Below are 26,739 nucleotides of genomic sequence, written 5' to 3'. Positions count from 1 at the left end.
TTGACATTTTGGGCAGCCTTTCTTTTAGTTAATTAATAGAGCAGGAACAGCGGTACGAAAGGCAGGATACCGAGAATAATAATCGTCGTCGTTTCTAAGGCCGCCTTTTACCCGAATATGAGTCATGATACTGTAATACCCAAAAGGAGTACGCCGACTGCGGCAAAGCCGCTTTTCCAGAATCCCGCGTCTGTTAATTCTACAGAAACATGGCTGCCAATAATCCTTGTATAATCCATATTGTAATTGTCATTTTTTCTCCTTATTTATTAAAAACAATCGGCATTTTTTTGTATATAGGCAGATTTACAAACAAAATCGTACAAGCATTTCGCAACGTTTTCCCGAGATACATTCATGCCTGACTTCGTATCACCGAACGAAATTCCATAGCTCTTGCCGTCTTGTTTGATATTCGGATTGATAATGCGTACGACAGTCCATTCTATGTTTGATTTGTGAACGGTCTTCTTTTGCTTTCACGGTAGGCGTCCCCAGTGTGACAAAACGTTTTTTATTTAAAGCCTGCATGGTTTGAATGATGGTTTCATGAGCCCGGGGATCGACAAATCCTTCACTTTTCTGGATTTATCCTGCGCCGGTCCAAGCGCGCTGATCACGGCGTCTGAATTTGTAAACGTATCTTTCATTTTGCGGTGGTCATCCAGGCTACCGACAACCACTTGTAAATTCGGGTGATTTTCAGGCAGAGCATCCGCTCTTCTTACATAAGCCACTACCTGGTCGCCGTGTGTTAAAGCTTCTTTTACGACCAACTTTCCTATAGCGCCGCTGGCGCCAAAAATTGTAATTATCATAACGTAGCCTCGTCTTTCATACATCTATTATTTCTACAACACTTGTTGTATAGTTATATTGTAAGTACTGGTAGCTACTGTTCAACCGATAAAATTACGTTTTTATCGGATATACGACATATGCAGTGAAATGTCTAAAAAGTGGAGGTGAGATGAGATGACGGAAAACAGGCTCGATCCACGTTTTGTACGTACACGCAGATTAATTATGGATGCATTTCTTCTCCTCTCAACGAAAAAGGATTTTAAGAATATCAGTATTAAAGATATTACATCAGAAGCAACGATCAACCGTGCCACCTTTTACTATCATTTTATGGATAAATACGATCTGCTCGAAAAAACACTGGAAGAACATCTAATGACGAACGTAATGAGAGAAATTTCAATACATGACCAGCTCAATGAAACGACGCTTGCCAGTGTATTTATGTCGGTTACTCAATTTCAATCTTCGCTGGCTTCCCAATGTCGAAAAAGCTTTGAATCATTTACTTCTGTAATAGAAGCGATAATTAAGAAAGAACTTGAGCAAGTATTTTTCGAGATGATGATGAATCAGAATGCAGGAGTCCGTGAGGAATCCGTTCGAATTGCATCTGTAATGTTAAGCTGGAGCATTTACGGGGCGGCCGTTAACTGGCAATATAACGATACAAGGCCAACTGAAGAATATATCCAATTGGTGATACCTTATCTTTCTCAAGGGCTGAAATTTTTTATTGAGGAAGGTGTACGTTAGTTGTTCAATCAGACAAAGTAACGCTCTCTCTAAGAGAGATCTTCTTATGCCGAACAGTCTTTATTAAAGGGGAACTTAATCTAGGGACATATAGTCAACAAACAGGTCATTATGCTAACTGGGTACGTTAGTTAATAAAGCAGCGGCAGTCTAGTAGTCTTGTTCTACAACAGTGCAACAGGGGTTCCGTTCATCACGACCTACACGCGGCTAGAGGTGATCCACTGGCAGATTTGTATGAGTAAATAGCCGCCGAAGAAAAGGCCCAAGCTACATACCAGTGGCTGATTGACAAGACGGATGATGTGGATCTGTAAGACAGCCTCAAGTTTCTGCGGGAGCGGGAGATTGTGCATGCGCTGCGGTTTAAGGAGTCGGTGCAGATTATTATTGAATATACGGGAAAGAAAAAGGTATATATTCTTTAGCAGAACGAATTGAGAATATTTAAAGCTTATTATCAGTTCCAATTCAGTTTAAATAACCAATAATAACTAAACAGAGAAAAGGTGTGTTCATATGAGTACAGCAAATCGCGGAATCCACATTGGTCCTCCCCGTTTTAAAATAGCCGTTCATTCTGTCGTATGGCTAGCAAAAAGTAACAGCGTTTTATCTAGTGCAATGATTGCGAGTCAAGTTAAATCGCATGCTACATTCATGAGAAGAGTCATGCAGTCTTTAACCATTGCAGGTATCGTGGAGTCAAAAGGTGGACGTGAGGGGGGCTACATTTTACGAAAAGCTCCCAGTCTAATTACTTTAGGTGATATTTATTATGCAGTAAATACGGATATATCAGAATCTGATTTTGATATCGATTGTGGAGATGCCGCTAAACAGCTTGATCTTGAATTGGAAAAAATTCTGTATGAAACTGAACAGCACACTATAAAATATTTGAGTCAGTTTACAATCGATGATGTCGCTAACCGTATAGATTTACTTTAATTAGTAAAAAAATAAAAAAAGGCATAAATTTGTAATGTGCTGTTTCAAAGATGCATCTCAAAAGCTTTAACCAATGATGCTGCCTTAGTGGTTAAGAGTTAAAGATGTCGCCATATTGGCGACTTTTTATTTTCTTGCTGGATTTTGTTATAATAGTACACTGATCGCTCATCCCCACAATTGCGCATACTTGTAACTAATGTATATAGAGAACAGAACTGGTATGGTAATACCAGTTAAAGTATTAAAGGATACTACCAGAATAGACCCGTTCCCAATATCTTTTAGATAGTCATATAAATTTTGATGGTAAGTTCAATCAATAGACGAAAGTAAGTTATTTAAAACCCTAGTTGTAAGAAAAATGATTAAAAGTATACCTTCTCATCGATCATAGTTAGTCATCTATCATTGTATTCAGAAGATAGATAAATAAGACACGAATGCTGTGAAAGGGCTCCCCCTTAAAACGCTATTGCTCCTACTGACCAAACAATCAGGTGTTACTCCTGTACTACAACGTTATAAGCATATTTTGTAACCTAACATTCGTACAGAAATAGAACTTGAGATTAAGGAATAAATGAATTATAATGTGCTCATCGCAGTTGCATTTAAAAGTTTTAAATGTGCTTAAAAAAGGCACAATATGAAATGAACTGAGATAAATATCTTACTATAAGGGAGAAATTACTATGTCCAATGTACTTTTTATTAAAGCGAATGATCGTCCAGCAGATCAAGCAGTAAGTGTTCAGATGTATGAGACTTTTCTCAAGACTTATAAAGATACCCATTCGTCTGATGTAATTACTGAACTTGATTTGTTCGTAGAGAACCTTCCTACTTATGGGAATACTGTGATCACAGGCATCTATAAATTAAGTCAAGGTTATGAACTTACGGCAGAAGAGTTGGAAGTCACAACAACGTCCAATCGTTATCTGGATCAATTCCTTGCCGCAGATAAAGTAGTCATTGCCTTTCCACTCTGGAACACCATGGCACCTGCACCGTTGGTCAACTACATCGCTCATATCTCCCAGGTTGGCAAAACATTTAAATTTACTGCTGAAGGTCCTGTTGGTCTTGCCGGTGATAAAAAAATCGCATTGCTAAGCGCACGTGGAGGAATGTACTCGATAGAGCCGATGGCATCCTTCGAATCAGCGGTTAAACCAGTGAAGATGAATCTTGGCCTTTTCGGAATTCAAACTACCGATGTTATTATTGAAGGACATAATCAGTACAAGGATCGTGCAGAAGTGATTGTAAAAGAAGGACTTCAAGAAGTGGCCAAAGTAGCATCAACGTTCTAAGACACTTTCCAGGAAGGCTTTACCTGTTTGGCACCAGCGGCTCTATTGGGCAAATGTTGATACGGCAAGCACTTGAGAAATGTGCTCTTGTAAGGCCTATATACGCAAATCTGCAAGCCTATTCTAGAAGATAAGAAATATAATTTTGCAAACACTATTTAAACGTAAAGGCAGCCGATTATCGGCTGCCTTTACAAATTTAACGTGATCTCTTCGATAAATTGGCAAATGGGACTAAAGAAACGGTGGGCACGTAACTTTTAATAACGCTATTCGTGTCTTTCGGGGGAAATTTAGGATTAACCACTAAAACAAGAAGGATAGAGATGAATATGAACAGATGTAGAGGACAAGGACGTATATCTAATGGAATCCACACTGGCGCTTCAGCTCGGCAGGGAAGATAAAAAGCTTTTATAAAGGCCGTGGGAATTTGTAGTCATGAAAAGGGCAAGCTCGAGGAGTAAATCATTTTTCTGACGGATGTACTGGAGAGAACGCTTGAGCAAGCATAGGCATATTTCCGGAACAAAAATTGATACAGATTTTAACCGTTCTCTCTAATGATAATTTTCATCACAAGCCTTGTTTTTTAGATCCGCATACAACTGACAATAGAGCTTCATTAAAGCGAAGACATTCTTTAGGAAGCATGAAAACAGTCAGCAAAAAAAGCGTTTCAAACATAATTGAAACGTTTCCATCTTAGTGTTATTATAATTTTCATAAAGAGAGATAGGGGGAGGGAGATGCCAAGTATTAAAGATGTAGCTAACATAGCTGGCGTAGCTGTGGGAACGGTGTCCCGCGTTATTAACAACTCGGGCTCTGTAAAACCAGAAACACGCAGGAAAGTGGAGAAAGCTATACAAGAACTGAATTATTTTCCTAATGAAGTCGCTCGAAATTTCAAGATGAGGAAATCCAAGATGGTAGCCTTGCTGCTTCCAAGTATCTGGCATCCTTTTTTTTCTGAACTGGCTTATTACATTGAGGATGAGTTGGATCGGGAGGGCTTTAAGCTCATGTTATGTAATAGCGGCGGCAAGCCCGAAAAGGAACTGTATTATCTGGATATGCTACGGCAAAACAAAGTGGCTGGTATTGTCGGCATTACTTACAATGATATAGAGAATAGCGTAAGCAATGACATTCCGATTGTAAGTATTGATAGGCACTTCAACAAAAAAATTACCTGTGTGACCTCCGATAATTATGAGGGAGGGCGTCTGGCTTTGAGGGAGCTTGTTAAAGTGGGAGCCCAGAAACCGGCTTTTATGGGAAGCGTCACTTCCGTCTTCAGTGAAACCATGAATCGGAGAAAAGGTTTCATTCATGAAGCGCAAACATTGGGAGTCGATTATGTAATCTACGAGAAGCCCGACCCTATAGTGGACGACGATGCCTATTTTAACGAGTTCCTAAATGAGCACCGCGATGTGGACGGCATTTTTGCTATTACCGATATGTTAGCCGCCAGCTATATAGAAAGAGCACGCAGGGAGGGCATTCGCGTTCCAGAGGATGTAAAGGTTATCGGCTACGACGGGATTCAGGATCATCCTTATTTTCATCCGATATTGTCTACAATCAGGCAGCCAGTGGAGGAGATGGCACGTATGACAATCAGATTGCTTTATAAGAAAATCGAAGGTGAAACTTTAGATCAGCAAGTGTATCGTCTCCCCGTTGTCTTCAAGCAAGGCGAAACTACATGATTTTATTGAAAAATATTAGCCTCATTCTTTCGATTCATAGTGTGGATCTACTAACTGACGTTTTTCTTACAGCAAATTGGAAACGTTTCAAAAGTGAAAACATCCTAGTTCAAGAAAGGGGGTGTAATGGTGAATTCAAGAACTAGCGAGTCGGATCAAGCTTTCCTGAGACGTTGCCTGTCTTGCTGCATCGCCACTATCTTTAACCATTCAAACTTCAAACTTTTTTCTTTTGGCAGAAGAAAGATATCTTAGTTCTTCCCGATATTTCGTCACGGTTCTGCGTGATAAATGCAAACCTTCCTTTCCCAGCAGGGTAGTAATAGCCTGATCCGATAACGGTTTTTGCTTGTCCTCATCATCTATCAAATTTTTGATACGCTTTTTTGCACTCTCCGATGAAGCAGCATCTCCGTCCGCTGACGTCAAGGAGGAAGTAAAGAAGAATTTGAGTTCGAACAATCCGCGAGGCGTCTGTATAAATTTATTACTGACCGCCCTGCTGACCGTGGATTCGTGTAAGCCCGTCTTTTCGGCAATCTCCTTTTGGGTGATTGGTTTGAGGAAATACACGCCATGCTCAAAAAAATCCTGCTGCTTTTCCACAATGGCCTTGGCAACCCGTAGAAGGGTCAGCCGACGTTGCTTCAGGCTATTGATCAGCCATTTTGCCGTATTCATCTTCTCATGGATAAAAAGTTTGGTTTCACTATTCGGTAGATCCCGCATCATTTGCTGGTAAAAAGGGTTGATCTCAACCCGCGGCGCACTAATGTCATTAATCAGAACAAGATATTCGCCGTTGGCTTTTTCGACCGTGATATCTGCTATGATGTATTGCTGCTCTTTATGAGCAAATGCTGCGCCCGGGCATGGATTTAGCTTGCGAATTCGATCGGCCATCTGTATAACCTCTCGCCTACCGATTTCAAGAGCATCCGCAATTTTTTGTATCCGATTGTTTGCCAGATCAGCCAGATGGTTGCTTACCATTCTGACTATGCATTCATCATCCATGCCAGCAAGCTGGAGCTGGAGAAGAAGACACTCTTCCAAGCTGTAAGAGGCGATCCCCGGTGGATCAAAACTCTGTATCACCAAGAGCATATCCTCAATTTCGGCTATGGGAACGTCCACTAGTGAGGCGACAGTTGGAACATCAAGTTCTAAATATCCCATTTCGTTCAAATTGCCAATGAGGTACCGTGCCACCATACGCTGTGAATTTGTAAGCCCACATACCAGTCCAAGCTGCCTGTTCAGGTGTTCAAACAGGGTATCATTCGGATTGGGAACAAAATCCAGAAATGTAACGGGGTTTGCTCGCTGGACCGATGGATATTTTTCTCCGCCACGATAATGTTCAATCAGCTCTCCTTGATCTTTCTGTGAAAACTGCTCTGCTTCTTCTTTGATACCGCCAATGGACATATTAAACTCCGGCAAATCAATGACTGGATTATTGTTCGCCTGTTCATGCAGAAAGGATATTAAATCAGCCGAAGAATATTGCAAGATCGTGATTGCTTGTCGCAGTTCGGGCGTCATAACCAGCTTGAATCCTTGTTCCTGTTGTAATCCATATCGTATCATTGACTTATTCAAACTCCTTTTCCATACATTTCCGGCACAAATTCACAGTCAGTCATTTATGAAAGATCTACTTCTCTAAGCCTATGCAATTCTCCTGCCTAGATGTTAACGTTACCGAGTAATTTTATCTGATAGAAACGATTCAAAACAAGCCAAAGCTTGTCGTAATAAGTAACAGTTATTATGTGTGTTGTATTTTTGGTTATATACACTATCTTTCTTGTATACTCATTCATTGAATAACAAAATACACTGGAGCTGGAGGAATCATTTATGGAAACTTATAAAATTGTCTGCATTGATATTGACGGGACGCTGCTTAACTCGGCGCATCAAATCACGGAAGCAACCAAAGAAACCATTCTCCAGGTTATAAATGAAAAGCAGATTCCAGTGGTTCTTGTCTCTGCGCGAATGCCAAAAGCAATTATTCCATTGCAGAAGCATCTTGGTATTTCGGAGCCTCTCATATGCTACAGTGGGGCACTTGTTATAGATAAACACGGGAACAAGCTGAACACCCGTTATATAGATAAGAAAATGACACAGCGTTTGCTTGACAGCCTGGCTGCCTATGATCTTCACGTAAGCCTGTATAAGGATGATGAGTGGTATATTGAGCAATTGGATGCATGGGCGCTTCAAGAACGTGACATCACCAATATCGAGCCTCGCATTTATAGTTTTTCTAAGCTTACCAATGGTTGGAGGGAAGAGACTGATGGAACCAGTAAAATTTTGTGCATGGGTGATCCCGAAGAGATCAGACGCGTCCTTCAAGTATTGCGACCCGTATACGGCGAAGAAGTAAATCTCTACTTATCCAAGCCTACTTATCTGGAAATCATGTCAAAAAAGGCTTCCAAAACCGCAGCCATTCAAATTCTGCTAAAAGAGTACCAACTGAAACAAAGCGATTGTCTGGCTATTGGTGACAACTACAATGATATCGACATGCTGGCCTTTGCGGGACTTGGCATTGCCATGGAAAATGCTCCCCTTGAGGTCAAAGCTGCTGCCAACACCGTTACTCTCTCGAATGACGAGGATGGAGTAGCTCATGCGCTGAAAAACCATATTCTGTTCCCTAAATAAGCAGGTTGAAATCAATTTCCAATGACTGATTCAGGCTGGAGGAATACAGGTGAAAAGAATAGATAAGATTTTAGAGTATATTGCCGAAAGCACCAAGAAAATTTCCAAAGAGGCTTTATTTGCGGGGGAAGGGATTACGGCTGCGGAAATTGCTGATGATCAAAAGATGTTGAGAAACAATGTGAGCAAAGAGTTGAATAATCTGCTGCGTGACGATCTAATCCTTAAAATCAAAGGAAGACCGGTCAGATTTCTGCACAAGCAAATTATCGAGGACACCTTTCGGGTTCGGCTGAAAGAGAAACAAATTGAGGTCAAAAGCATCAAAGAGGTATTGCTGCCTGACGAACAGGTCGATCCGTTCCATGCCTTGATCGGTTTCAGGGGCAGCATGCGTAACCAGGTTGAGCAGGGGAAGGCAGCGATTCTGTATCCTCCTAGAGGTCTGCATACCCTAATAGTCGGGCAGACGGGTGTTGGAAAAACTATGTTTGCCAGGTTGATGTACCATTATGGCAAGTATATGAAGCGGTTTTCAGAGCATGCGCCATTTATCGTTTTTAACTGCGCTGATTATTTCAATAACCCCCACTTGCTACTTTCCCACATCTTTGGTCACGTTAAAGGGGCGTTTACAGGCGCTGATCATGAAAAGGCAGGGCTGGTGGAGAAAGCTGACGGAGGCATCCTGTTTTTGGATGAGATTCACCGTTTACCCCCGGAAGGCCAGGAAATGATTTTCTATTTCATGGATACTCACACCTATAACAAATTGGGCGAAACGGATCGAAAAAGAGACGCGAGTGTATTATTGATTGGAGCTACGACGGAGGATCCCGGATCATCCATGCTGAAAACCTTCATTAGGCGCATACCCATCACAATCAATATCCCTTCCCTTCAGGAACGTGCTATTGAGGAGCAAATGCTGATTTTGAAGCATTTGTTTGCTAACGAGGCCAATAGGGTAAACAAGCCGATTAGGATTGAACCAGAGGTAGTAAGAGCACTGATCGGCAGCGTCACCTACGGCAATATCGGCCAGTTAAAGTCGAACATCCAGCTGGTATGCGCTAAAGGTTTTTTAAACAGCATACATGAAAACAAAGAAGAAATAGGACTTGATTTTAAAAACCTGCCGGGAAATATCCGAGATGGTTTGTTTAATATTGATAAAACGCAATATAAGATGAAGGAAATCGGATGTATTTCCTCGTGCCTATACATTACTCCTGAAGGAAGAAAAGCTTTGGATGAAGAGGTTGTTTCCGAGCTGCCGTTTAACCTTTACAAACTAATTGAAGACAAGATTGGCATGCTGAAGGAAGAAGGGCTAGACGACGCCTACATCCACAGATTTATTGCTACGGATGTCAATATCCATATTAAAAGCTTTTATAACCGTTTTTATAACACCAAGGGGAGCAGGGAACGAATTCTGAAAATTGTGGACAAAGACATCCTTGAATTCTCCGAGCAGATTAAGGAAATGGCCAAAAAGGAGCTAAACCGAATTTACAGCGAGAGATTCGTGTATGCTTTCAGTCTTCATTTAAGCGCCTTTTTCAAGCGCACCAGAGAGAAAAAATACGGTGATGCACGAATCTATGAACCGATGAATGAACATGATGAAGAGTACAGACTGGCCCAGACTATCAAAAGTTTGATCGAGTCTAAGTTTGGTGTACATGTACCGGAGGCCGAAATAACTTATATGGCGATTCTTCTGAAATCTGTTGAGGAAGAACGACAGGGTAGTGTGGGAATTATTGTGGCAGCACACGGTACCAGTACAGCGAGCAGCATCGTCGGCGTCGTAGACAGCTTGCTGGGCAGTTCTAATCTTTGTGCTGTTGATATGCCTCTCGATGTCAGTCCTAGGGAAATTTTGGAGCTTATTATCGATAAAGTAAAGAGCATTGACCGTGGTAGAGGCGTGTTGCTGCTGGTTGATATGGGCTCTTTGCTCAATCTTGAAGAAACTATTATGGAACGTGTTGGAATCAATGTAAAGACTATTGATATGGTTTCAACTCCGCTCACGCTGGAGGCTGTCCGAAAGGCCAGTGTTTTTGACATGGGGATAGAGGAAATATACCAATCGCTAAAGGATTTCAGGGGATATAACAATAGCAGCGCCGCAGTGAAAGTAGTTCATAAGGCAATTGTGACGGTTTGCTCCTCCGGCAAAGGTGCAGCGGTCAAATTGAAAGAGTTTGTAGAGAAAATTGTCTGCGATTTGACGGATGAGGAAATACTTGTTGTCCCGGCAAACGTAAGGGAGTTGGATAAAGTGGTCCAGGATATGCGGTCTAAGCGAACAATTCTTGCTGTGATTGGAGTAAAACGGCCAAGCGAGCCGGAAATCCCGTTTATTCCTTTGGAAAAGCTGATTGAAGCAAGCGGTGAGCAGACATTGAGAGAGCTACTGCTGAATAACAAACAGATCCCTGCTGTGGATCAAAGTGTAGTCGTCAGGGAGTTATGCGAGGAAAGTCTGAAAGAATTTATGACTTATTTGAATCCCCACAAAATTCTGGGAATGGTGATGAGATTTGTGCAAGAGCTGGAACTTGGATTAGAAGTCAAATTTGATTATGCAACAAAAGTCCAAATTTCTACTCACACAGCTTATGCGCTGGAACGTATGGTTATTCGCGATGGACTTGTTTATCAGGGGGAAGTGAAACAGCTCGACCAGCACATATTCGAGGTGGTAAACCGTTCATGCAGCATATTTGTTTCTGGTATGAATCTTACTCTTTCTGATGACGAAAAATATTATATTTGCGAAATGTTGAGCGAAGTATATAACTTTATTCCACAGTAATGGCCAAAGAGTATAAAACGCTTTCATATGTGTATGAAAGCAGTGGAGATTGATAAATAATGATCTGTTCAGACTGGAAAAAACCTCCGACGCAACGGGGGTTTTTTGTTGTTTACAAAATTCTCTCTGATCTATACAGAAGTTTGGCACAGAACTTGCATCATAGATATATGTGGAGAGAAACAAAGGGGGTGAGACAGATGATCGGTGTAATTGTTGGGACACACGGGAAATTTTCTGAAGAAATACTGAGGTCAACAGAAATGGTTTTCGGCCAATTGGATAATGTGGCAGGTGTTACGTTTGAACCAGGTGAAAGTGTCAGCGGACTTGTAGAGAAATATAAGGCTGCGTTGGCATCGCTGGATTGGACGGACGGTGTTATCTTCCTTGTTGATCTATTCGGCGGCAGTCCTTATAATGCTGCCAGCCGAATTGCAGTTAACCATGAAAAAATGGATATTGTGACAGGAGTAAACCTGCCAATGATCGTTGACCTTCTTGCAAACAGAGGGATTGAACAAGTAGAGAATTTGGTAAATCTAGCGATACATGCGGGGCACGATTCCATGATGTCTTTTCGTGCCATTCGAAACAGTCAATTAGAGGAGGAATTATAGAATGGAAATTGCATTAGTTCGTATTGATGACCGTCTGATTCACGGTCAGGTGGCGACCGTTTGGGTGAAAGAAGCGAAGTGCAACAAGATCATCGCGGTTAGCGATGAAGTCGCAGCGGATACATTACGCAAAACCTTATTGCTTCAGGTGTCGCCGCCTGGAATTAAGGCGTATGTCGTAACGATTAACAAAGCGATAGAGGCTTATAATAACCCCAAATACAGTGATTTTAAAACATTGTTCCTCTTTACCAACCCTACGGATGTACTGCGGGTTGTAGAAGGGGGAGTACCCATCCGCTCGGTGAATGTTGGAGGAATGTGTTTTAAGGAAGGAAAGACACAGATTACCGGGGCGGTATCCGTAAACCAACAGGATGTAGATGCATTTCGTAAGCTGCATGAAAGAGGCATTGAGCTGGAAATCAGAAAAGTAGCCAGTGATCCGAAAATCAACTTGATTACCAAACTGCAGGATTTGTGATCGTAAATACCAGGCGGCAACTAGAGAGGAGTTATAGAAATGACTGTTTTTCAAATTGTGATGGTAACGCTGGTAGCGGCCATATGTGGCATGGGTAGCGTTCTAGATGAAGGGCAAACCCATCGTCCTCTGATTGCGTGTACGTTGATTGGCCTTGTCCTTGGCGATCTCAAAACTGGCATTATACTAGGCGGTACTCTGGAATTAATGGCTTTGGGATGGATGAATGTAGGAGCATCCATGGCACCAGACGCTGCTCTAGCCAGTGTGGTTTCAACCATTTTGGTCATCGTCGGCCATCAATCGATCGGCGCCGGAATTGCCGTTGCGATTCCAATTGCAGCCGCCGGACAAGTGCTTACCATTTTTGTCAGGACGATTACTGTCTTCTTCCAGCATTTAGCTGATAAGTATGCGGAATCTGCAAATTTCAAAGGAATTGAGCTATGTCACTTTATTGCCTTACTTTTGCAAGGTCTGCGCGTTGCTTTGCCCGCTGTTTTGGTGGCAGTTGCCGCAGAAACGGGCCTGGTGACTGCTATGCTTAACGCAATTCCGGAGGTAATCACAAGAGGACTACAAATTGCGGGCGGCTTTATCGTAGTCGTAGGGTATGCGATGGTCATTAATATGATGGCAGCCAAATACCTGATGCCATTCTTCTTTCTGGGCTTTGTCATTGCAGCTTTTACCAGCATTAATCTGGTTGGTTTTGGGGTCATTGGCGCGGTTCTGGCTCTGCTTTACATCCAGCTGAGCCCAAAATACAACCAGCGTAATGAGAAGATGGAAGAAATTGAAGAGTTATAGTAACTACCTGAAGGGAGAGGAGAGCACTATGAAAGAAAAGAAGCTGACTAAAAGTGATTTAAATAAGATGTTTGTCCGTTCATGCTTCCTGTTAGGCTCGTTCAATTTTGAGCGAATGCAGTCGATCGGTTTCTGTGTCACCTTGATCCCTGCGATTAAGCGGCTGTACAGCAAGAAAGAAGATCAAAAAGAGGCATTGAAAAGACATCTGGAATTTTTCAACACTCAACCGTTTATCTCGGCGCCTATTATGGGTGTAACGGCAGCGATGGAAGAGCAGAAAGCAAGCGGCCAGTCGATTGACAATGCCACCATAAGTGGAGTCAAAGTCGGTTTAATGGGACCCCTTGCGGGAGTGGGTGACCCCATTTACTGGGGGACTTTACGCCCGGTTCTGGCTGCACTCGGAGCCTCAATCGCCTTATCCGGCAGCCTTGTCGGACCGGTTCTTTTCTTCCTTCTCTTTAACACCGCACGCTTGGCAACGAAATGGTACGGTCTGAAATACGGTTATCACAAAGGTACGGAGATTGTCTCCGATATGTCTGGAAACCGGTTGCAAAAACTCACGGAGTCAGCCTCCATACTGGGGCTTTTCGTTATGGGCGCACTTGTTTCCAAATGGACCACCCTGAATGTGCCGCTGGTGGTATCAAGATATCTGGGAACGGATGGAAAAGAGGTTATTACGACCGTTCAGATGATTTTGGATCAATTGATGCCCGGACTTTTACCACTATTATTGACCTTTTTATGTATGAGGCTACTGAAAAAGAAAGTGAACGCAATCGCTCTGATTTTTGCTTTATTCGCAGTAGGCATTATTGGGTACGCATTTGGTGTTTTGGCTTAAAACGTGCCGGTCAGGGAGTCATCCTTGGCCGGACTTTGTCGGATTTTTGTGACCAAAACAGCGTAAACATAAGAAATTGAGTTATAGAGATAAATGTAAACGCTTTATTTGTGATGTTAAGAATAACACTAGGTGTTCAAAATATTAAAAGAGGATGTGAAAGATGGTGAAGAGGAAGTTAAGTATGTTGCTTATTTGCTTTATGGTATTTAGTTTACCATTAACTCCCGCCTTTGCAGCGGATCTTGGTTATTACGATGAACCTTACCGTAATCAGATTCATTTTTCGCCTGAGGCTAACTGGATGAACGACCCGAATGGAATGGTTTATTATAAGGGTGAATATCATCTTTTTTACCAGTATCATCCTTATGGGACGAAATGGGGACCGATGCATTGGGGGCATGCGGTGAGCAAAGACCTTATTCATTGGAAACATTTACCGATTGCGTTGTATCCAGATGAAAACGGTCAGATTTTCTCGGGAAGTGCTGTGATCGATTGGAACAATACAGCAGGGTTCGGAAAAGAAGCGATGGTTGCGATCTTCACTCATTCCGGGGATAACGGCCAGGTTCAAAGCATTGCGTACAGCTTAGATAGAGGCAGAACCTGGACCAAGTATGAAGGAAATCCGGTAATGCCGGATCCCCCGATATCGGATTGGCGAGACCCTAAAGTATTCTGGCATGAAGACTCCAGACAATGGGTGATGTCTTTGGCCGCAGCGAATAAAGTAATGTTGTATACTTCCCCCAATTTAAAACAGTGGACCTATGCAAGCGAATTTGGTGAAGATAACGGAATACAGGCCAACAGTGTGGATACCACTTCGTACGCTATGTCTTCACAGGAAGGAGGTTCATTCACCTATGAGGGAGATATTACCCTTAATAAAAAGAATGGCAGGAAAGGCTCAGGAGGTCTGGTTTTTCGTGCTGACAAGAATGCGAAAAACGGTTATGTCGTCAGCCTGGATGCCAAAAATGATGTCGTTACTTTAAATAAGAATGTCGATGGATCGAATACAGAAATTGCTAGCAAGTCTTTAACCCTGGGAACCTCATCAACTTACAACGTGCAGGTAGACGTATATGGTCATGACATTCAGGTGTTTATAGATAATCAGTCTGTAATTAAAGAAACGGATACTGAATTTGATTATGGTTATTACGGTCTGACCGCCTGGAATTCAACAACTTCCTTCCGAAATGTGAATTTCAAGAACACTTCTAACTTTGCAACCAATCTATCTAATTGGACAGCTGTAACCGGCCGGTGGGAAGATACCATGGAGGGGAAAAGCGGTACATCTGCAGATGATGCTTTTATCATAAGTGGTAAGACTGGGGACAACTTTATATATAATGCGATTATAGATTTGTCAGAGGGAGGAGATGAAACAGGATCACTTGTTTTCCGGACGGATGCTGATGCGAAAAATGGATATATGGCGAGTATCGATGCTTTAAACGATAAAGTGAAAATTGTGAAAATGGAAGACGGGAATAAAACGGTTCTGGCTGAAACCACAGTAACGCTGGATACTTATCAAAGCCATGATTTAAAAGTGAGCACTTTTGGAACAAATATAAAGATGTATCTGGACGGAAATCTCATTCATGATATCGATGATGCAACCTTCCTGTCCGGCCATTTTGGATTACATCTTTTGCACTCTTCTGCGATATTTCAGGATGTTCAACTGGGTAGAAATATCATGACCGATGAGAAAGAAATCATCAATCATGATTTTGAAACAGGCGATTTAACCGGATGGACGGTGACCCAGGGTGATACTTTTTCGAATGATCATGTATCCAGTGAAGCGACTTATTGGGGTGGACCCTTCGGACATGAGGGGAATTATCACTTGTGGGGATATTCCAAGCTTCACGAGGGAGATGAAGCAACGGGTGAACTGCATTCCTCCTATTTTAAATTAAGCGGATCCGGAGAAATCAATCTGTTACTAGGAGCAGGCGATGATGGCGACAATACCTATGTATCATTGGTCAGAGCAGCCGACGATCAAGAATTGATCCGCCAGGCCAATATAAAATTTAATGAAGAAAAATATTCAAAATACGTATGGGACGCGTCCAAATATATTGGTGAAGTATTATATATCAAGGTAGTAGACCATGCCAAAGATGGTTACGGTCATATAAATGTTGATGATGTTAATGTTTATAATGAAGGGACCATATCGGATAAAGTTGACCAGGTTGCAAAAGAGCCGGAGAAAACAGATATGAAACAAAGCGGTCTCCTCACAGATTGGTCCGCTGTTTCTGGACAGTGGATTCCTTCCACAAACGGCAGCATCGGAGGAGTATGGGAATGTCCTACGTTAGTCGAATTGCCGGTTGATGGCGATCCTTCAAAAAGAAAGTGGGTCCTACAGGTAAGTATAAATGATGGTGCTCCGGCAGGCGGATCGGGCATGCAGTATTTTGTAGGCAGCTTTGACGGTAAAACGTTTAAAAATGAAAATACTTCCGATAAAGTGTTATGGACTGACTATGGCGCTGATTTTTATGCTGCTGTGGATTGGAGTGGAGTAGAAGGGAAGAATGGTGAGAAATATTGGCTCGGCTGGATGAGTAATTGGAAGTATGCCAACGATACACCCACCTCAACGTGGAGAAGTTCAACAACACTGCCGCGGAAGATGGAGCTCACTCAAACCACAAAGGGTCTACGTTTAAAACAAACCCCTATTGCGCTAAAAAGCATTCGTGACAGAGGGGATCGTATATCGTATACCAATAAAATGATATCGGGTAACAGCCATCTTCTTTCTAATTTATCAGAAGATACATTTGAACTGATCGCTTTGTTTGATGTATCGGATACTAAGGCAACAGAATTTGGCTTCAAGATCCGTGAAGGAGGTGAGCAATATACTACTGTCGGTTACGATGTCTACAACGAACAATTATTTGTAGACCGGACTCATTCAGGAGATTTCGATTACGGAAGTAGTGTAGTTGGCAAGCATGAGGGACCATTACAGGCAAAAAACGGCACGGTTAAATTGCAGGTAATTGTTGATAGATCAGCTGTAGAGGTGTTCGGTAATGATGGTACGACCGTGATTACCGATCAGATATTCGCGGATTCTGCAAGCAAAGGATTAAAAATTTATAGTAAGGGCGGAAATGTGAAGCTGAAATCTTTGGACCTATATCCTCTAAAGAGTGTATGGAAAGAAAAGAACTCTTCTTTTAAATCAAACTTATCAGGTTGGACCATCGTTAACGGGAACTGGGCGGACACCATTCATGGAAAACAGGGACAGAGTAAGGGAGATGCTTTCATAGTATCAAAAGTGACCGGCAGGAATTTTGTATATGAAGCCAATATAAACGTGCCAGATACAGATTCCCACCCCGGTAATTCTGAAAAAGATTTGATAGATAACTCCATTGGAGCAGGTTCATTGGTTTTTCGTTCTGACTTAACTGCAAAGAATTCGTATGCAGCAAATGTTGATATAAAAAATAATATTGTAAAATTAATTAAATTTGTTGATGGAACCGGATATGAAATTGCGACATATAACAATGATGGAAAACTGGATTTACAGCCAAATACAGATTATCATCTCAAAGTAGAAGCGCAAGGCGACATCACTAAGGTTTATTTGAACAATAAATTAGTTATAGACACAAAAGATCAAACTTATAAAGAAGGAAACTTTGGTCTCAATGTATGGGATACAACGGCTTTTTTTAATGAAGTTAAAGTGAAACTAAAACATAAAGATGAATGATTAAAGTTGGTTAAATAATGACATTTGTATCTCTATGAGTTTAGTTTGTGTCGCCGCGCAGCAGCGACACAAACTTTTTTTACATCGACACAAAGTTTCCAATCAAAACTACCCTTATAAAATCCAAGCTTAAGCAGGGAATTTACAGAAGCGGTTATGATTGAAGACGATACCTTCTATATATGGGTTGAAGAATACATAAGAAGACATTCGATATTTTTGATGAAATCCAAGTATGTAATGTTGGTATCGGAACTGGAGATTGAAGTGTTCCCTGAATATCCGTTTTTCATCAGCAAAATCAGAAAATAATCAGGCTAAGTGTAAATTGACTTAATGCAACCACTCTATTTGTATAGGCTTGGTTTCACAATTTTTGGTACTTCGCGAATAATTTTTTTCTTTCATTTGCGATATAAAAGTTTTCATTTTCATCGACCAAGCTTTTCGTCATTCATTGGAAGGTGCCCTGATCAGCAGCATCTTTCCAATGAACGACGGATCACTACATAAAAAAGTGTCCAGCAACCTTAGAGATCGTCGGACACCTTTTGCAGTTCTTACGCTTCATTCCTTGATTCAACCTTGCGCTACGAAACGATTAACTTCTTCCAACGACGGCAAGGCTGCAATCGCTCCAACTTTAGTGCACACGATGGCGCCAACTTGATTGGCAAGTGTCACAAATTCCTGCTGCTGCTTCGCGTTAGAGGTAAATGCCTTAGGCTGACTCAACTGGCTGATTTGATACAGCATTGCTCCGACGAAGGCGTCTCCGGCACCAGTAGAGTCGATCGATTTAACAGCGATACTGCCGATTAACGAACGGGAGGCACCACTTGAGATGAGGGTTCCTTCTTTTCCTAAGGTAACTGCCACCGTCTTGGCTCCCAACTCATGCAAAAGATCCAATGAAGCATCGCGGTCAGCCAGCCCTGTAATGATGTTTAATTCCTCTTCGCTTACCTTTACCAAATCCGCATTGTGTATTCCTCTTCTGGACAGTGTGATAAATTCCTCCTGCCTGTCTTTCCAGAGGTCCCCCCGGTAATTGGGATCAAAGGAGGTGAATTGCCCATTGGCCTTCGCTCCATCTAATAAAGACAAATACGCTTCTCGGAAAGGATCGGCGAGCAAGGCCGTTGCCGAGCCAAAATGCAGAATGGCAGCCTGCCGGGTCCATTCTCTATCAATGTCCTGCAGAGACAGTTGACGGTCAGCTCCGCGGTTGAACACGAAATCCCGTTCGCCGTTAGCGGCAAGGGAAACAAAGGCCAGTGTAGTCGGCGTTGCCGGATCAAAAAGGAGCATGGACGTATCCACATGCTGCTCATCCAGAGTTTGCTTCAGGTACATGCCAAAGGGATCAGCCCCGACTTTTCCCAAGAATGACGCTTTTCCTCCGAGTTTGGCTACGGCTGCGCTTACATTTGCCGGAGCACCGCCGGCCTGCTTGGAGAAATGCTGACCCTTGGCAAGATTGACATCAATATCCGTGCAGAAAAAATCAATAAGCAGCTCGCCCACACAAAGAACCGTTCCGTCATTTTTCACATTAATTCACCTCTTGGTAGATTTAGTTTAGAACAGGCGTCGAGTCCCGGTATACGATATCCGTTGCAACATGAGTCACTCGGTATGGCATGGTATTGTCTTTGATTCTGGACAATAACATTTCGGCTGAAATAATACCCATCTGACTACTATAAATATGCACGGTTGTAAGATGAGGCTCGACAACCCGGGATTCCGAAGCATCATCGAACCCGCAGACAGCAACATCTTCCGGAACTTTAATCCCTTTGTTTTTCAAAGATTTGATCACGCTGATGGCAATGAAATCATTGGCACAAATAAAGACGGAGGGACACTCCCTCAGGGCATCCAACTGCTGTTCCATCCAGTTCTCCTCTATAAAGAAGTTGCGGTCAGGCGCTACAATGCTATGAGCAGGATCTACGGCGATTCCTGCTTCAGCTAAGGCCTTATTAAATCCGGTCCAGCGTTCATTGAAGCTTTTGCAGTGATTGTAATCGCCTACAAAACCGAAGCTTTCATAGCCATGATTAATTAATTTCCGGGTAACACAGTATGTGCTGTGTTCATTTTCCATTAATACCAGATCCGCCTTCAATTCTGGATACATCATATCCGCAGCGCAATCAATAAAAATGGTTGGGATGCAAAGATCTGTGATCATCTTGCTGTATTCCTTACTGAACATTTCGATGCAGAAGATGCCAGCCACATTCGAAGATTCGAAATTGCCGGGCAGGGTCATCGAATTGATATCGTTCTCACGGACAAAATAAATGGATAATGTATAGCCCTGGTTGCTGATTTCCTTCTCCAGCCCGCTGATCAGTAGCGATCCAAAGTGTGAACTATTGGGAAGATTACAGGTCAAAAGTGCGATATTGCCCTGTTTTTCAGAGGCTGTTTCCATATAAGAAAATTGTTTATATTTAAGCTCCACTGCCTTTTTGATCACCTTGTCCCTCGTTACGGCAGGAATATTCTCTACTCCATTAAGCGCCTTGGATGCAGTGTTTCTAGAAATCCCCAAGGCATCAGCGATATCTTGTATCGTAACCTTTGACTTTCTCGTCATTTTGTTCACCTTATTCTCCGAATTAAGATTCTCCATATTTCTAAATATATAGTATTTTCATGTTTTTAACAATGAATTTATTCAAATGAACAATAAAAATTTACATTTGTTTATTTATATCGTGTGTTTTTGATGTATTTTTGCTAAAAACATTATAATTATCTTGAAATATGCTTTTTGAATGAATTTATTCACCCGAAATATATTGACTAATTAAATGTACATCTGCTAAATTGTAAGAGTAAAAAGTGTTCAAATGTAAATTGTAAACCCATTCATTTTGGGGATGTGTAAAATTCTAGTTCTGTTGGAGGTGTGGATATTACAAGCAAGTATTTGAAAACATCTTGGTGAATTATGTCAGAGAGGTGACATAACATGGCTTATATTTTGTGTCGTATAACAAGCCGTGAACAGTAGGAGGGAAAACATTGGGGAATTCGATCGTTCAAAAAAGGGGACTAAAGGCTTCAGAAACAAAAAAAAGAAACCATTGGTTAAGCTACATGGTTCGAAATTATATATTGTATTTGTTTCTGCTTCCGTCCATAATTCTTACCGTCATTTTCAAGTATGTTCCCATGTACGGCTCGATCATTGCGTTTAAAAATTTCAGCCCAAGAAAAGGAATCATGGGCAGCGAATGGGTTGGATTTGAACATTTTCAGCGGTTTCTTTCATCGCCAAATTTTTATGACATTTTAATGAATACGCTTAAATTAAGCGCTTACGGTCTTATTCTCGGTTTCCCAGTACCGATTATTCTGGCCTTAATGCTAAATCTGATCAGAGGAGCGAAGCTCAAGAAGAATATTCAGCTTATTGTATACGCACCTAACTTCATCTCGGTTGTTGTTGTTGCCGGTATGCTGTTTGTTTTTCTATCGCCAGCTGGAATAGTGAACGCTTTGGTAACAACCTTCACCGGCAAGCCGATTTCTTTTATGACTGATCCCGCCTATTTCCGAACGGTATATATTTTGTCCGGTATATGGCAAACAGCGGGCTGGTCCTCTATCATTTATGTGGCCACCTTAGCCAATGTGGACCCGCAGTTGCATGACGCTGCAACAATTGATGGGGCTTCATTGATGAAGAGAATCTTCCACATTGATCTGCCAGCTCTTAAACCCGTCATGGCCGTCCTGTTCATTCTCGCTGCAGGAGGTATTATGTCGATCGGCTATGAAAAGGCTTACCTGATGCAGACGGCTCTGAACACACCAACCTCGGAAATCATCGCGACTTACGTATACAAGGTGGGGTTGCAATCCGGCGATTATGCTTATTCTACGGCAATCGGGTTGTTCAATTCCGTAATTAATGTAGTCCTGTTGATTTTCGTAAATACCGTCGTCAAGAAGCTGAACGAAGGAGAAGGGCTGTATTAAAGAAGGAGGTATTTATGGATATTCATTACACCGGGAAGGACCGGATTCTGCTCATTATCAATTATATTCTACTTGGTTTGTTTGTTCTCGCTATTCTGTTACCGCTGGTCTATGTGGTGCTTTCGTCCTTTTTAACTCCAAATACCCTGATTACCAAAGGGTTTGCCATTACATCATCAGACTGGACACTCACGGGATATGCCAAAATCCTAAGCAACAGTGCCATGATCCGCGGTTTTTTTAATGCTATTTTTTATTCAGCAGCCTTTGCGTTCGCAACCGTATTATTTTCCGTCTTCGCGGCTTATCCGCTTGCGATTGAAGAGTTGGTAGGGAAACGGTCCATTATGATCTTTTTCCTGATAACGATGTTTTTCGGTGGGGGTCTGATTCCTACCTATCTGGTGATTAAGGATTTAGGCATGTTGAATACGGTCTGGGCCATTATTCTGCCCGGCTCGATCAGCGTATTCAATATTATTCTGGCAAAGACTTATTTCCAGGGACTTCCGAAAGAGCTGTTCCAGGCGGCGAGTATAGACGGAGCTTCCGAGCTCAGTATTTTCTTTAAAATCGTTCTGCCGCTTTCCAAGCCTATTATTTTTGTTCTAGCTTTATACGCTTTTGTCGGACAGTGGAATTCTTATTTCGACGCCATGATTTATTTGGATGATCCGAAGCTGTTTCCGCTTCAACTGGTACTGCGCTCCATTTTGATACAGAATCAGGTTCAGCCCGGCATGATTGCCGATGCGATGGCACAAGCGGAGCTTAAGAAATTGTCTGAAATGATTAAGTACTCTGCCATTGTCATATCAAGTTTGCCTTTGATTGTCATGTATCCATTCTTCCAGAAGTATTTCGAAAAGGGTGTCATGGTAGGTTCGATCAAATAAAAAACCGGGGGTATAGAGATGAAAAAAACATTACTAACATTGTCTGTGTTGGTACTTTCTACTTCACTGCTTGCCGGATGTGGCGGTTCAGGCAATAATTCCGCGGCATCCGAAGATTACAAGCTGGAAAATGTTACTCTGCCGCTTAAAGAGAAAGTTACTTTGCATTTTATGACTCAAAGCTCGCCGCTGGCACCTTCCGATCCAAATGAAAAGTTGATTTATAAAAGACTGGAAGAAAAAACAGGGGTGCATATCGATTTTACCAACTTCACCTCCGATTCCTTCATTGAAAAAAGAAACCTGGCTGTTGCCAGTGGAGATCTTCCAGATGCCATACTGGATGCCGGCTATTCCGACTATGATTTGTTGAACCTCGGACAGGATGGAACCATTATCCCTCTGGAGGATTTGATTAATAAATACATGCCGAATCTACAGAAGGTATTGAAGGAAGCACCTGAGTACAAATCCATGATAACTGCACAGGACGGGCATATTTATGCTTTTCCTTGGATTGAAGAGCTGGGGGCCGGGAAGGAGAGCATTCATTCTGTAAACGACATGCCATGGATCAATGTGGAGTGGCTGAAAAAGCTGGGACTTAAAATGCCAAAAACCACCGAGGATTTAAAAAAAGTTCTGCTCGCATTTAAAAATGACGACCCTAACGGAAATGGCCAGGCGGATGAAATCCCGCTGTCCTTTATACTCAATAACGGCAATGAGGACCTGAATTTTCTGTTTGGATCATTCGGTCTTGGGGACAACGGCGATCATACTGTAGTGACCAATGAGGGGAAAGTGGTCTTCACTGCCGATCAGGACGGTTATAAAGAGGGAATCAAATACCTTAATGAGCTGTATAAGCTGAACCTGATTGACGAAGAGTCATTCGAGCAGGATTACAATACGTATCTGGCCAAAGGACAGAATGAAAAATATGGTCTCTATTTTCAATGGGATAAGGCGAACATTTCAGGAGACAACGATAAATATGAATTGATGAATCCGCTCGCGGGGCCAAGCGGTGAAGTCAATGTGACCCGCACGAACAATCTCGGCTTTGACCGGGGGAGAATGGTGATTACCAGTGACAACAAAAATCTTGAGCTTACAGCAAAATGGATTGACCAACTGTATGAACCCATCCAGTCCGTACAGGACAACTGGGGCACCTACGGCGACAAAACTCAGCAGAACATTTTTGAATACGATGAAGCGAGTCATATGCTGAAGCATCTTCCGCTTAAGGGAACTGCGCCAGTCGAGCTGCGTCAAAAAACGAATATCGGTGGTCCATTGGCAATTCTTGACGAATATTACGGAAAAGTAACGACCAAGCCCGACGATGCAGTGGGGCGGCTCGAGCTCATAAAGAAAAGACTCGTTCCTTATATGAAGGCTGACCATAATTTCCCGAAAGTCTTCTTCTCGCTGGAGGATCAGAAGCAGATCTCCACACTGGAAACCGATTTGTTTGCTTACGTTAACCGCAAACGGGCAGAATGGATCAAAACAGGCAAAGTGGAAGAAGAATGGGCGGAATATAAGGCCGAGCTGTCCAGACTGGGACTAGACAAATGGCTGGAAATCAAGCAGAAAGGCTACGACCGATATCTTAAAGATCAAGGCTGAAATATATAAAAGGTGGTTGGGCTGTTAAACACCTTATCAACAATCAATAGGAGAGTGGATACCATTAAAGACATGTTCCTAACGGGCGACAGTAGCAGCAGAAAAGGATCACGAAACAGTTATTATAGGGAGACATACAGGCCTCAATTCCACTATTCACCTGAGAAAAATTGGATGAACGATCCCAACGGCTTGGTTTACTATGAAGGAGAGTACCACCTGTTCTACCAGCATACGCCCCATGATACGCAGCCTGACTTTGGCCGCATGCATTGGGGGCATGCGGTAAGCAAGGATCTAATACATTGGGACGAACTCTCACCGGCAATTCCGCCTGGAGAGGACGGAGCGATCTTCTCGGGAAGTGCGGTGGTGGATAAGAACAATACAAGCGGATTTTTCAACGAAGAAGGATCAGGATTGGTTGCAATTTATACGAATGAGGGCAACAGGGCTCAGCCCGGCAAGCCGCAGGTGCAAAGCATTGCTTACAGCAGGGATAAAGGTCGAACCTGGACAAAATATGAAGGTAACCCGGTTTTATTCCCAATGGAAACGCTAGACTTTCGTGATCCGAAGGTGTTTTGGCATGATGAATCGTCGATGTGGATAATGGTCCTTGCCGTAAGAGAACGTGTAGAATTTTACACATCTCCAAACCTGAAAGAATGGTCTTTTGCAAGCGAATTCGGTTCTGACATTCCGCATATCCACCGAGGGATATTTGAATGTCCTGATATATTTCAAATCCAAGTGGATGAGGATCCTAATACCACGAAGTGGATTCTGATGCTAAGTGTCGGGGATAGAAATGGTGTGAATCCAGATGATCCGGAACCACCGGCAGGTGGTTCTGGCATGATGTATTTCATAGGCAACTTTGACGGTAAGGCATTTGCTCTGGATGGAACGTTGGAATCTTTCGATACTATTAAATGGGTAGACTACGGATCAGACTTTTACGCGGCCGTGACCTGGAATGGGATTCCAAACGAGGACGGTCGAAAGATTTGGGTCGGCTGGATGAACAATTGGCGTTATGGTACCACGCTACCTTCAGAGGAATGGCGTGGCAAGATGTCAATTCCCCGTGAGCTACAGCTTAGGACTTATCCGGAGGGACTTCACTTAATCCAAGCACCCATAAGTGAATTAAGTCAGCTAAGAAAACCGATTTTGTCTCTGCAAGACTTGACGATTAAGCCAGGTATGAACGTGTTGTCTGATTTCTCTGCTGCAAAGGCAGAAATTATTGCAGAATTTGAAATCAGCACTGCCGTGGAATTCGGGTTCAAAGTGCGGAAGTCTTCTAATCAGGAGACGATCATTGGATATAATATCTCGAATGGGGAGTTGTTCGTCGATCGGACGAAGTCGAGCGCCATTGATTTTCATTCCGATTTCACAGCAATACACAAGGCCCCTATGAAGCCAGAGCATGGACGGGTACAACTGAGTATTTACGTGGATTGGTCAAGTGTCGAGGTCTTCGGAAATCATGGAGAAACAATCATTTCAGACATGATTTTCCCGGACCTGGAAAGCAGGGGGCTGGAACTCTATGCCATTGGCGGAGAACTAAGGGTCGTATCGCTTCAAATCAATGATCTAGTAAGCATTTGGGGAAATGAGAATGTTTAGACGTTAACTATTGATATCATTCAAATTTTAATTATCTCACGACGGAACTCGTTAAGCATTGGCTTGATTCGACGAAGTGGTTACAGCCCGGTTGCGTGCATTCGTATCTGAAACTTGGTCCTCAAAACCAATTAAAGTAACACTTTTCTGCCTGGACACGTAACACCCGGTCGGCTCACAACCGTATCGGGTGTTTTCATATCCTTGGAAAGTTAGCAGAACTCGAAAGACGACCACGGAGCAATCTCATTAAAAGTGAATAAGGGCTATTGCTCTGCAGTGGTGAAAGGCGTAAGAATCTGTCCGTGCATGCCCTGGTCAATTATCCTCAATTATAATTTCCATAAGAGAGAGAAGATTACAATTGATGGTCTTGAGTTCTTTGAACTTAATAAGAGATACGATATGTTAGAAATCAAGTTTTCATTTCTTGAATATACTCTAGCTGATGGAACGGGAAAGAAAAAGAACGATATTTAGAAGTGATTTCGAGTGTATCAAATGAAGATCAAACATGGAAATTAATAAAACATGATTTTATAAGGTTATATGTTTATAGAATATGGGGTGGCAATACAGTCTACCAAGTTAGAATAATTCGCCACGTTTAAAATCCCCATTACTGCAAGTTGAAAATGCATCTCATCCATAAGGCTGCTTAGGAAATGGCTTAGTAGTTAATACAGATAATTAACCCTTCCGTATGACCTAGCTCAGGCAAATTGTGCTCCAATATGTGTTATTCCATATCTATTACCTCTATTAGGTAGTATCACCTAAATAAGAGATATTAATTTCTAAGTAGTGTTAGTAGAGCATGTTTTTATGTTTAGATTTTCTAAGAGCAGTATTGGTGATTTGAAGGAGATAAATTAATAGGTTTTCTAATTTAAAAGTGACTTTTCAAGGGGGATAACAGCTTGGGAAGAGATGCTGTACGCAATTAAATAA

The 26,739-nt window shown here is 42.2% G+C and carries 19 protein-coding genes and 1 pseudogene; 16 read left to right on the top strand and 4 right to left on the bottom strand.

The window, feature by feature from the left end; all coding sequences use genetic code 11:
- Positions 1 to 518 precede the first annotated feature (518 nt).
- Positions 519 to 818, bottom strand: coding sequence for an NAD(P)-dependent oxidoreductase (locus MKX59_RS14870; protein WP_023988657.1), 300 nt, complete (start codon positions 816 to 818; stop codon positions 519 to 521).
- Positions 819 to 975: 157 nt separating this feature from the next.
- Between MKX59_RS14870 and MKX59_RS14865 the strand changes: the two genes are divergently transcribed.
- From MKX59_RS14865 to MKX59_RS14845, 5 genes and pseudogenes are all read left to right on the top strand, one after another.
- On the top strand, positions 976 to 1,560 hold the full coding sequence (locus MKX59_RS14865; protein WP_071558721.1) for a TetR/AcrR family transcriptional regulator: 585 nt from the start codon (positions 976 to 978) through the stop codon (positions 1,558 to 1,560).
- Positions 1,561 to 1,719: 159 nt separating this feature from the next.
- Positions 1,720 to 1,988, top strand: a pseudogene (locus MKX59_RS14860) (manganese catalase family protein); the annotation flags it as partial.
- 91 nt (positions 1,989 to 2,079) lie between these two features.
- The gene (locus tag MKX59_RS14855) at positions 2,080 to 2,511 is read left to right on the top strand and encodes an RrF2 family transcriptional regulator (protein ID WP_023988659.1); all 432 of its coding nucleotides are present in this window, start codon (positions 2,080 to 2,082) and stop codon (positions 2,509 to 2,511) included.
- A 668-nt stretch (positions 2,512 to 3,179) separates the two neighbouring features.
- Positions 3,180 to 3,830, top strand: coding sequence for an FMN-dependent NADH-azoreductase (locus tag MKX59_RS14850; protein ID WP_308457638.1), 651 nt, complete (start codon positions 3,180 to 3,182; stop codon positions 3,828 to 3,830).
- 749 nt (positions 3,831 to 4,579) lie between these two features.
- A complete protein-coding gene (locus tag MKX59_RS14845; protein ID WP_071558720.1) occupies positions 4,580 to 5,548 on the top strand; it encodes a LacI family DNA-binding transcriptional regulator in 969 nt (322 codons plus the stop codon).
- Between the two features lie 210 nt (positions 5,549 to 5,758).
- Here MKX59_RS14845 and rpoN read toward each other — a convergent pair whose 3' ends face one another.
- A complete protein-coding gene (gene rpoN / locus MKX59_RS14840) occupies positions 5,759 to 7,141 on the bottom strand; it encodes an RNA polymerase factor sigma-54 (RefSeq protein WP_071558719.1) in 1,383 nt (460 codons plus the stop codon).
- A 273-nt stretch (positions 7,142 to 7,414) separates the two neighbouring features.
- Between rpoN and MKX59_RS14835 the strand changes: the two genes are divergently transcribed.
- From MKX59_RS14835 to MKX59_RS14805, 7 genes are all read left to right on the top strand, one after another.
- The gene (locus tag MKX59_RS14835; protein WP_071558718.1) at positions 7,415 to 8,236 is read left to right on the top strand and encodes a Cof-type HAD-IIB family hydrolase; all 822 of its coding nucleotides are present in this window, start codon (positions 7,415 to 7,417) and stop codon (positions 8,234 to 8,236) included.
- A 49-nt stretch (positions 8,237 to 8,285) separates the two neighbouring features.
- Positions 8,286 to 11,066: a sigma-54-dependent transcriptional regulator gene (locus MKX59_RS14830; RefSeq protein ID WP_071558717.1), complete on the top strand. Its 2,781-nt coding sequence runs from the start codon at positions 8,286 to 8,288 to the stop codon at positions 11,064 to 11,066.
- A gap of 200 nt (positions 11,067 to 11,266) precedes the next feature.
- A complete protein-coding gene (locus tag MKX59_RS14825) occupies positions 11,267 to 11,686 on the top strand; it encodes a PTS sugar transporter subunit IIA (protein WP_013309476.1) in 420 nt (139 codons plus the stop codon).
- 1 nt (position 11,687) lies between these two features.
- The gene (locus MKX59_RS14820; RefSeq protein WP_023988665.1) at positions 11,688 to 12,170 is read left to right on the top strand and encodes a mannose/fructose/sorbose PTS transporter subunit IIB; all 483 of its coding nucleotides are present in this window, start codon (positions 11,688 to 11,690) and stop codon (positions 12,168 to 12,170) included.
- Between the two features lie 39 nt (positions 12,171 to 12,209).
- Positions 12,210 to 12,980, top strand: coding sequence for a PTS mannose/fructose/sorbose transporter subunit IIC (locus MKX59_RS14815; protein WP_023988666.1), 771 nt, complete (start codon positions 12,210 to 12,212; stop codon positions 12,978 to 12,980).
- Between the two features lie 28 nt (positions 12,981 to 13,008).
- Positions 13,009 to 13,833 carry a PTS mannose transporter subunit IID gene (gene manZ, locus MKX59_RS14810; protein ID WP_071558716.1) on the top strand — a complete coding sequence of 275 codons (825 nt, stop codon included), beginning with the start codon at positions 13,009 to 13,011 and terminating at the stop codon, positions 13,831 to 13,833.
- Between the two features lie 163 nt (positions 13,834 to 13,996).
- Positions 13,997 to 17,611, top strand: coding sequence for a GH32 C-terminal domain-containing protein (locus MKX59_RS14805; RefSeq protein WP_445669762.1), 3,615 nt, complete (start codon positions 13,997 to 13,999; stop codon positions 17,609 to 17,611).
- A gap of 579 nt (positions 17,612 to 18,190) precedes the next feature.
- On the opposite strand, the gene MKX59_RS14800 is transcribed toward MKX59_RS14805, so the two are convergent.
- On the bottom strand, positions 18,191 to 19,165 hold the full coding sequence (locus MKX59_RS14800) for a carbohydrate kinase family protein (RefSeq protein WP_071558715.1): 975 nt from the start codon (positions 19,163 to 19,165) through the stop codon (positions 18,191 to 18,193).
- A 22-nt stretch (positions 19,166 to 19,187) separates the two neighbouring features.
- Positions 19,188 to 20,222 (bottom strand): LacI family DNA-binding transcriptional regulator, encoded by a 1,035-nt coding sequence (locus tag MKX59_RS14795; protein WP_028541254.1) that lies wholly within the window; start codon positions 20,220 to 20,222, stop codon positions 19,188 to 19,190.
- 506 nt (positions 20,223 to 20,728) lie between these two features.
- On the opposite strand from MKX59_RS14795, the gene MKX59_RS14790 reads away from it, so the two are divergent.
- The 4 genes from MKX59_RS14790 (at position 20,729) to MKX59_RS14775 (ending at position 25,788) form a co-directional block, all read left to right on the top strand.
- A complete protein-coding gene (locus tag MKX59_RS14790) occupies positions 20,729 to 21,613 on the top strand; it encodes an ABC transporter permease (RefSeq protein ID WP_226887819.1) in 885 nt (294 codons plus the stop codon).
- 14 nt (positions 21,614 to 21,627) lie between these two features.
- A complete protein-coding gene (locus MKX59_RS14785) occupies positions 21,628 to 22,509 on the top strand; it encodes a carbohydrate ABC transporter permease (RefSeq protein ID WP_013309484.1) in 882 nt (293 codons plus the stop codon).
- 18 nt (positions 22,510 to 22,527) lie between these two features.
- On the top strand, positions 22,528 to 24,147 hold the full coding sequence (locus MKX59_RS14780) for an ABC transporter substrate-binding protein (RefSeq protein WP_023988674.1): 1,620 nt from the start codon (positions 22,528 to 22,530) through the stop codon (positions 24,145 to 24,147).
- Positions 24,148 to 24,219: 72 nt separating this feature from the next.
- A complete protein-coding gene (locus MKX59_RS14775; protein WP_256704481.1) occupies positions 24,220 to 25,788 on the top strand; it encodes a glycoside hydrolase family 32 protein in 1,569 nt (522 codons plus the stop codon).
- Positions 25,789 to 26,739: the final 951 nt, after the last annotated feature.

This window comes from Paenibacillus sp. FSL R7-0340 (assembly GCF_038002205.1).
GTDB lineage: Bacteria > Bacillota > Bacilli > Paenibacillales > Paenibacillaceae > Paenibacillus > Paenibacillus polymyxa_B.
The sequence above is the reverse complement of the archived record's forward strand: the minus strand, read 5'-3'. Positions and strand labels throughout refer to the sequence as shown.

Bases quoted from the DNA above. Each gene is read 5' to 3' on its own strand.
- MKX59_RS14870 (WP_023988657.1), bottom strand. From the start codon at position 818: ATGATAATTACAATTTTTGGCGCCAGCGGCGCTATAGGAAAGTTGGTC.
- MKX59_RS14865 (WP_071558721.1), top strand. From the start codon at position 976: ATGACGGAAAACAGGCTCGATCCACGTTTTGTACGTACACGCAGATTA.
- MKX59_RS14855 (WP_023988659.1), top strand. From the start codon at position 2,080: ATGAGTACAGCAAATCGCGGAATCCACATTGGTCCTCCCCGTTTTAAA.
- MKX59_RS14845 (WP_071558720.1), top strand. From the start codon at position 4,580: ATGCCAAGTATTAAAGATGTAGCTAACATAGCTGGCGTAGCTGTGGGA.
- rpoN (WP_071558719.1), bottom strand. From the start codon at position 7,141: ATGATACGATATGGATTACAACAGGAACAAGGATTCAAGCTGGTTATG.
- MKX59_RS14835 (WP_071558718.1), top strand. From the start codon at position 7,415: ATGGAAACTTATAAAATTGTCTGCATTGATATTGACGGGACGCTGCTT.
- MKX59_RS14825 (WP_013309476.1), top strand. From the start codon at position 11,267: ATGATCGGTGTAATTGTTGGGACACACGGGAAATTTTCTGAAGAAATA.
- MKX59_RS14820 (WP_023988665.1), top strand. From the start codon at position 11,688: ATGGAAATTGCATTAGTTCGTATTGATGACCGTCTGATTCACGGTCAG.
- MKX59_RS14815 (WP_023988666.1), top strand. From the start codon at position 12,210: ATGACTGTTTTTCAAATTGTGATGGTAACGCTGGTAGCGGCCATATGT.
- manZ (WP_071558716.1), top strand. From the start codon at position 13,009: ATGAAAGAAAAGAAGCTGACTAAAAGTGATTTAAATAAGATGTTTGTC.
- MKX59_RS14805 (WP_445669762.1), top strand. From the start codon at position 13,997: ATGGTGAAGAGGAAGTTAAGTATGTTGCTTATTTGCTTTATGGTATTT.
- MKX59_RS14795 (WP_028541254.1), bottom strand. From the start codon at position 20,222: ATGACGAGAAAGTCAAAGGTTACGATACAAGATATCGCTGATGCCTTG.
- MKX59_RS14790 (WP_226887819.1), top strand. From the start codon at position 20,729: ATGGTTCGAAATTATATATTGTATTTGTTTCTGCTTCCGTCCATAATT.
- MKX59_RS14785 (WP_013309484.1), top strand. From the start codon at position 21,628: ATGGATATTCATTACACCGGGAAGGACCGGATTCTGCTCATTATCAAT.
- MKX59_RS14780 (WP_023988674.1), top strand. From the start codon at position 22,528: ATGAAAAAAACATTACTAACATTGTCTGTGTTGGTACTTTCTACTTCA.
- MKX59_RS14775 (WP_256704481.1), top strand. From the start codon at position 24,220: ATGTTCCTAACGGGCGACAGTAGCAGCAGAAAAGGATCACGAAACAGT.